General features: G+C 67.6%; 7 protein-coding genes and 1 pseudogene. 3 read left to right on the forward strand and 5 right to left on the reverse strand.

All coding sequences use genetic code 11. The annotated features are described in order from the left end of the window. Positions 1-53: 53 nt before the first annotated feature. Together ACK5KK_RS03650 and ACK5KK_RS03655 are read right to left on the reverse strand one after the other, a co-directional pair. Positions 54-659: a class I SAM-dependent methyltransferase gene (locus tag ACK5KK_RS03650; RefSeq protein ID WP_416888731.1), complete on the reverse strand. Its 606-nt coding sequence runs from the start codon at positions 657-659 to the stop codon at positions 54-56. Beyond that, complete coding sequence (locus ACK5KK_RS03655; RefSeq protein WP_416888732.1) at positions 656-1,303, reverse strand: alpha/beta fold hydrolase; 648 nt, start codon at positions 1,301-1,303, stop codon at positions 656-658. Before ACK5KK_RS03655 ends, ACK5KK_RS03650 begins: the two co-directional genes overlap by 4 nt. Before the next feature lie 103 nt (positions 1,304-1,406). On the opposite strand from ACK5KK_RS03655, the pseudogene ACK5KK_RS03660 reads away from it, so the two are divergent. The 3 genes and pseudogenes from ACK5KK_RS03660 to ACK5KK_RS03670 form a co-directional block, all read left to right on the forward strand. Then, a pseudogene (locus ACK5KK_RS03660) lies at positions 1,407-3,041 on the forward strand (TraM recognition domain-containing protein); the annotation flags it as partial. A gap of 45 nt (positions 3,042-3,086) precedes the next feature. Then, positions 3,087-3,554, forward strand: coding sequence for a single-stranded DNA-binding protein (locus tag ACK5KK_RS03665; RefSeq protein ID WP_416888733.1), 468 nt, complete (start codon positions 3,087-3,089; stop codon positions 3,552-3,554). Then, positions 3,551-4,132: a hypothetical protein gene (locus ACK5KK_RS03670; RefSeq protein ID WP_416888734.1), complete on the forward strand. Its 582-nt coding sequence runs from the start codon at positions 3,551-3,553 to the stop codon at positions 4,130-4,132. Before ACK5KK_RS03665 ends, ACK5KK_RS03670 begins: the two co-directional genes overlap by 4 nt. A 179-nt stretch (positions 4,133-4,311) precedes the next feature. Here ACK5KK_RS03670 and ACK5KK_RS03675 read toward each other — a convergent pair whose 3' ends face one another. The 3 genes from ACK5KK_RS03675 to ACK5KK_RS03685 form a co-directional block, all read right to left on the reverse strand. After that, positions 4,312-4,839 carry a DUF3800 domain-containing protein gene (locus ACK5KK_RS03675; RefSeq protein ID WP_416888735.1) on the reverse strand — a complete coding sequence of 176 codons (528 nt, stop codon included), beginning with the start codon at positions 4,837-4,839 and terminating at the stop codon, positions 4,312-4,314. Then, positions 4,836-5,666 (reverse strand): hypothetical protein, encoded by an 831-nt coding sequence (locus ACK5KK_RS03680; RefSeq protein ID WP_416888736.1) that lies wholly within the window; start codon positions 5,664-5,666, stop codon positions 4,836-4,838. Before ACK5KK_RS03680 ends, ACK5KK_RS03675 begins: the two co-directional genes overlap by 4 nt. A 330-nt stretch (positions 5,667-5,996) precedes the next feature. Further along, positions 5,997-7,103 (reverse strand): tyrosine-type recombinase/integrase, encoded by a 1,107-nt coding sequence (locus tag ACK5KK_RS03685; protein ID WP_416888737.1) that lies wholly within the window; start codon positions 7,101-7,103, stop codon positions 5,997-5,999. Positions 7,104-7,317 lie beyond the last annotated feature (214 nt).

Genomic DNA, 7,317 nt, shown 5'->3' on the forward strand with positions numbered 1-7,317 from the left:
CCAGACACCCCTGGATCAACTTCCTCCTCGGCATCGGCGGGACGCTGTAACGGCTATCCGGGGTGCCGTGTCGCGGTGATCGCGCCGTGCGGTCGTGCGCCGGGATCGGTGCGGGTCTGCGTGCTCGTGACCGCGAATCCGGCGTCCTCGACGAGGGTCGTCAGCGCATCGACCGGCCAGCGATAGGCGGTGATGACCGCGTGATCGAATCGCTCGGACGCCGGCCCTTCGAAGAACCCGAGCAGGAGCCCGCCGCCGGGACGCAGGACCCTGGCGAACTCGGCCAGAACCGCCGGCACCCGGTCCGAGGCGTGGCGGATCAGGGAGTACCACGCCAGCACCCCTCCCAACTCGCCGTCAGCGGCATAAAGTCGTTCGGCAGTGCCGGGGCGGAAGGTGACGGCGGGGTGGGCGTCGCGGGCGTGCGCGACGAACTCCGGCACCGGATCGACACCCGAGACGTCGACGCCGTGGTCGTGGAGATACGCCGTCCAGTGGCCCGGCCCGCAACCGACATCGACCACCGGCCCAGTCAGGCCCGTCGCCCAGCCGAGCACGAGGCGCCGGTCGGGTTCGGCGACCGCACCCATGTGGCCGAGCTGTTCAGCGTATTCGCCCGCACGCGCGGCATACGCGTTCTGCACGCGCCGCAGACTCATCCGTCCTGCCGGGTGTAGAACGCGGTGAGCCGGGCATTGAACTCGGCCGGGAGCTGCACATTCCACTCGTGCCCGGCACCGGGTACGAGTTGCAGTTCCGCACCCTCGATACGGTGCGCGAGCTCTCGCGCGGCCGACAGGTTCGCGCGATCCTTCGTCCCGCACAGCACCAGCGTCGGCACCGCGATCCGCGACAGCTCGGCACGGAAGTCCGTCGCCGCAACACTCCGCAGGACGGCGAGCATGTCGTGTTTCGTCATCCCCGGCGCGGCGACAAGCCGTTCGGGAAGCAGCCGCATGATCGTGTCCTGCACCCGCATGAGCGTCGGGCTCGGTCGCACCTGACTTCCCGAGAGCACGAGCGACGCGATCCGGTCCGGGTAGTCGAGGGCGAAACGGGTGGCGACCATGCCGCCCAGCGACAGCCCGCACAGATGCGCCCGCCGAACGCCCCGCTGATCGAAGTCATCCCGGATCGCCGCGGCCGCGTCCGCGAGGGTGAACGCTTCGCCGCCTGTAAGGCCGGCGAGTTGCGGGGCAATCCCGGTGTACCCGTCGGGGAGCGCGGTGAGTTGCGCGTCCCAGGAGTCGGGGCCGGCGCCGATGCCGTGCAGGAACACGACCGCCTGCGCCTGGGATGCCATCACCCCAGGGTATCGAGGGCGCCCGGGTGCACCTGGCTGGCAAGTCCGCCATCGGTTGGCGGTCGTGAGCAGAAGGAGCATCCTCAGTGATCGACATCGACCCCTCGGAGTGCTGCTCAACCCTGGTGACCCCGGTGTGCCGCTCGGCGCCGATGGCCTCAGCCCGGGGGTCTACTGGGTCACCGCGGGTGTCCTGATCCTCACGGTGGGTGCCGTGGGGTGGTGGGTGTGGCGGGCGCTCCGTGAGCACGGCCGCCAGACGAAAGCGGACCCGTACCGGATCGCGGGGATCGCCACCCGCAGCGACGTCACCAGCTCCGCCTCCGAGAAGGCGCTGGTGCGCCGGGCGGGACAGCTCCGCCCCTCCCTGACCACGCCGACGGCAGCCGAGGTTGGGTATCGGCTTGGGGCGTCGCGTGGTGTCGGGGTGTGGGCGAGCGTGGAGGACTCGATCCTCCTGATCGGGCCGCCCCGCTCCGGGAAAGGCCTGCACGTCGTCATCAATGCCATCCTCGACGCGCCCGGCGCGGTGGTGACGACCTCGACTCGCCCAGACAACCTCACCGCCACACTGACGGCACGCAGCAGCAATGATCGGCCGGTGGCGGTGTTCGATCCGCAGCTCCTCGCCGAAGGCATCCCCGCCGGGTTGCGGTGGTCACCGATCCGCGGCTGCGAGGACCCGTTGACGGCGATGATCCGCGCCACCGGCCTCGCCGCGGGCACCGGGCTGTCGGACGGCGGGGTCGAAGGCGGCGACTTCTGGGAAGGGAAAACCCGCACCGCCCTCCAAGCCCGCCTCCACGCCGCAGCCCTCGACCACCGGACACCAGCCGAACTGTTCCGATGGACGCTCGACCCCGCCGCCGCGTCCGGCGCCGTTGCGATCCTGACCGGCAACCCGCGGGCTGCGACCGGGTGGGCGGAGTCGTTGCAGGCGATGATCGACTCCGACCCGAGAACCCGTGACTCCATCTGGCAAGGCGTCTCGCTCTCGCTCGCCGCGCTCGCTGACCCGCGAGTGCTGGACGCGGTCAGCCCCGGCCCGGATGAACGGTTCGACCCGGAGGAGTTCCTGCGCAAGCAGGGCACGGTGTATCTGCTGGCCACCGGCGCCGGAGCCAACAACAGCGCCTCCCTGGTCGCCGCGTTCGTGGAAGACCTCGTCGAAGCCGCCCGCCGCATCGCCGCCCGCTCACCCGCCGCGCGCCTCGACCCGCCCCTGCTGCTCGCGCTCGATGAAGTCGGCAACCTCGCCCCGCTGCCATCGCTGCCGACGCTGATGGCCGAAGGCGGCGGCACCGGAATCACCACCATGCCCGTGCTCCAGTCGCTCGCGCAGGCGCGGGAGAAGTGGTCGGAGAACGCCGCCGGGGCGATCTGGGACGCCTCGATCGTGAAGATCATCCTCGGCGGCGCCTCCAACTCCCGCGACCTGCACGACCTGACCACCCTCATCGGGGAACGCGACGAGATCACCGACTCCACCACCGTCGGCGACCACGGCTCCCGCTCCGCGCAACGCTCCATCCGGCGGGTGCCGATCATGCCGCCCGACGTGATCCGCACCCTCCCGTTCGGCACCGGCCTCGTCCTCCTCCGCGCCGCCCCGCCCATCGTCACCCGCCTGCGCCCTTGGACCAGCCGTCCCGACGCGAAGACCCTGCGCGACCAGCGCACCGAGATCGAGACAGTGCTGCAACAACCTCGGCCGGGTGACGCAGGCGCACCTGAGTGACAGAGCAACCCCGCCACGGGGTGCCGTCACCACGAGGAGCGTCCAATGGCCATCCACACCCAAGAGTCCCTGTCGGGGTTCATCGCCTCCGACCCGCACCTGTCGTTCACCGAGAAAGGCGATGCGCGCCTGTTCGTGAAGATCGGGCAGGAACACTACCGCCGCGAAGACGACGGCTCGTTCACGCAGACCGAGACCACCTTCCACGATCTCGTCGCGTTCCGGAGAACCGCCGAACGCGCCCACCAGCGTCTCGCCAAAGGCGACAAGTTCGTCGCCGAGGGATACACCCACGGGTACGACCGCACCGACGAGAACGGGCAGACGGTGCAGGCCGAGGAGTTCGTCGCCAAGAAGATCGGCCACGACCTCGCCCGCACCCGCTACACCGTCAACCGCCAGGCCCGCACCGCCACCGCGGCGCCCGCCGACGGCCTCGAAGAGGAACCGCTGTCAACCAGCTCATACAGCACCGCCGGTGCGACCGCGATCGGAAGGTCACCCCGGCCATGAGCGACGACAACCCGGACGTGCCCGAGCCGGAGATCGAAGATGTCGAGGACGAGTTCGATGAGAGCTACGACCCCGACACCGGCGAGGTCACCGAGAACGACGAACCAGACGGGCCACCGCACCCGATCAACTGGAACCTCCTCACCGCCGACGCCGCCGAAGAGGAATGGCTCGCCCTGAACAAATGGGTCCACTGGCTGCGCCGCACCTACGGGCTCCCGGTCGCGGTCATCCCCCCGTTCTGGCACCGGCACCCCGAACTCCTGTGGGAACTCAGTGCCCTGCACCTGCACTGGCTGTGCGCGTACGACCCCGAAGCCAAAGGCACCGCACCCCTCGCCTGGCACCACGAGTTCACCGAAGCTCAAGAGCGTCTCCGGCACTGGACCGCCGCCTGCGGCACCCGGCTGAAGACCGACCGGCCCACCCGCCAGATCGCCTGGCCCGGCGAAGCAGACCCGGACCCGGTCGAGGACATCACCATCCCGAACCGGGAGAAGGACTTCGTGGACTACATGCACGCCGACGTCCAAGCCCGACGCGCCGTCGAGGATACGTTCTATGCTGGGCTCGTTTAGAGAAGGCGCCGTTCTCGGCCCTCGCGATGTCCGGCTTCCGCGGTTCGCGAATCCGCCTGGCCAACCCCGGCGTTGGCCTCTGTGGGTTCGTGGGGGCTAGAATGGTGTAGCGCACTGCAATAGCGGTGCGAAGTGAGCTCGGCAGCCTTCCGGACGGTCGGTGAGCCGAGCTTCGCGCTTTACGCCGCCAGTTTGGTGATCCCCGCGATCAGCGGATCGACGCGCTGCTTCCATTCTCCGCCCCTGGTGTAGCTCCACGCGATCGCGTCCGCTACCCAGAGGAGCGGTTCCTGGTGCGGAGCTTCGAGAGCGTAGCTGAGTACGTCCCCGAGACCGTGGCGTCTGACCTCGCGGAAGAGGATCTGACGGTCGGACTTCTGGATGGACTCGTCGCGTTCGATCACGATCTTCGTGTGCGCATGTTCTGCGGCGTGGGCGACGATTCCCGTAAGGCAGGCGTCACGACCGACGACCTGGTTCTTCGTCGCGCAGTGGAACACGTGTGCTTGGGTGCCGAATGCGGTGAGCCGCGAGAGGATCAGCCGCTTGCGTTCCGGCTGTTCCTTGGTGAAGTGGATGCGCCGCTGCCCTGGAAGCACCAGCGATCTCACGTCACGGCGCAGACTCGCCACGTCACCGGGGACGACGAGCGCGGCGACCATCGTGTAGCCCTTGGTCTTGGATTCGTCCACGAACAGGATGCTCATGATGCACCTGCTTCCGTGAATCGGACCTTCTTCCGGCTCGCTGCCTGGGCCTCCTCAACGGCCTTCTTCGAAAAGGGCCCTTGCAGGGTGTACCGGAACACCTCTGCCCAACCGCTCGGCGAACGCGGAGAAGGCACGAACGAACTGATCTTGCTCAGCAAGTCGCGTGATTCCAGTCCACGAAGCCCCCGACGCGCGGTGGACTCTGAAACCCCGTACCAGTTGGCTGCCTGGTTGAGAGGTAGAGGAAAGTCGTCCTGCTGATCAAGGGCGATCAGCAGCATCAGTTTCTCGGGGTGGCTGAGCGTCGCGTCGAAGTCATCCAGCCAGTACGAGTAGGGCAGGCGCAACCAGTGCCCGTCGCCCGCCTTCTTCGGGCGGGTGTACTCGTCGCCTGTGCCAGCCTCGTGGAGGAGGCGGTACTGCATCTCGTTGCCCTTGCGTTCCCGCTCAATGAGGTGGAGTGACACGAGCTTGGTGACGACCTTCGACCACCGGGACTTCCCGGCCTCGAACGTGGCGGCTTCATCCAGTCGAACCAGTTGAACCCAGGTCGCTGCAGGATAGGCCGCGATGTAGGGCTCGCTGCTGGAGGCGAGTGCGTGGATGAGGAGGTAGGCGTCGAGTGCGAAGCTGTCGCGCGCGAGAAGTGCGAGACTGGCTCCACGGCTTCCCTCGGTTCCGCGGGGCTTCTGGATGAAACCTCGACGGATCGGCGCGAACGCTCGCTTAGTGCCTTCGAGCATCGGGACCAGAAGGTCGCGTCGAGGCGGCCGGCCCGTCGGGGCGGCTTTCACCCCAACATCTGGGCGGGTCGCTGTGTTCATACGGTCGAGATTACCGCGGATTCGAACTTGGGTTACGATTCAGACCCGTCGCGGATTTCTGTTTCAGACACCCCATGAGACTCCATCACGATAGCTTCAAGGTCGATGCGAGTCCATGTGCGATGTCCAAGTTGGGCGGGTTTCCGCAGGGCGCCCTCGGCGGTGGCGGGTTGCCGGTGTGGACACCGACCCGAATCCCGAGCGCGACTTGCCGATTTGCGGCTTCCGCGGCCAGTGGAGTGAATGCCGAGGTCAGGACCGCACCGTTCTCGGTGCGGTCCTGACCTCGGCGCCATCGGCTATCCGGTCTGAGCGCGGGCCCCGCGGGTGTCAGAACAGTTCGGCGAACGCCTCGTCGATGATCTCTGCTGTCACCGGATCGACCAGTTCGGCGCTGACGACGTAGCTGGCGCGGGTGATCTGCTCGTTCGCATGTCCGAGAAGGCGGGACGCGAGAGTGATCCCGGCGACGGCCTCCACGAGGGTCGCGGTCGAGCGGCGGAAGATGTGCGTGCTGAACTGCTCCGTCTCGATCCCCGCCGACTGCAATGCCGCCTTGTTGTCGTCCACGAACGTGCGCAGGAGCCGTTCGTAGTTGCTGCCGCTGAGCGGCTTGCCGCTCTTCGTCGCGAACAGATACGCCTCCGCACCTTTCCCTGTCCGGGCGAGCTGGCTGCGCACCGCGGCCGCCGTGAAGCTCGGCAACGCGATCCGCCGCTTCTGCCGCGTCCGCTTCGGCGAGGGCTTGCGGTAGATGCCCTGCTTCTTGGTCTGCTTGATCGTCGCGTTCACCAGCGCGCTCGGCGGGCTCGACGCCACATCGACATCGCAGCGGCGCAGCGCGAGCACTTCCCCGACGCGGACGCTGGTGCCAACCATGATCCACATCGCGTTCTCCAACGTCTCCACGTTCGGACGTGGCCCGTACCCGGAGTCCTTGCGCCAGGTGCGGATGAGCCGCTGCACGAGCAGAAGCTGCTCCGGTGTCAGCACCGCGGTCTTCTTCTCCGGCAGCGGCAGGCGCCTGGCGTCCCGGACGGGGTTGAAGGCAAGGATGTCGTACTCGATCCCGGTCTGGCAGATCAACGACAGCACGCTCCGAGCCTTCCGTGCCGCCGCCAACGATCGCTGTTCCCGGATGTCGGCAAGGATGCGGTTGCACCGCCGGACGGTGAAGTCCCGCAACAGCAGGTCACCGCATGTCGGCGTGATGACGTTCCGCACGGATGCCTCGTAGGACTCCATCGTGGAGTCCTCCACAGTGCCTGAGCGTCCCTTGTCGTAGAGGAACACAGCGGCGACCTCGGTGATCATTGCATCCTTCGTCAGGGTGGGGCCGCCAGTGTCGTTCAGAATCGCATCGGCCTTCTCCCGCAGCGCCGTCTCGGCGAGAGCTTCGGTCGGGCCGCTGGCTTTGAGCTGGTGGAGCTTGCCCACCTCGTCGCACAGGCGGGCGCGGGCCTGGATGCGGCCGCTGGGAAGGGTGATGGTCTGGACGGTGCCGATTTGGCCGGCGCGGAGCTTCTGTCTAGGGCGTGTCAGATGGATTGTGTGTGAGGTTCCTCCGATAGATGAGGAGTATGAAGATGATCACTATGACGAAGCACGAGGATCAGAGCGGATCGTTCGGCCCGGGCTCGGCGGTGCCGAA

Source organism: Microbacterium sp. (genome assembly GCF_047972865.1).
Classification (GTDB): domain Bacteria; phylum Actinomycetota; class Actinomycetes; order Actinomycetales; family Microbacteriaceae; genus Microbacterium.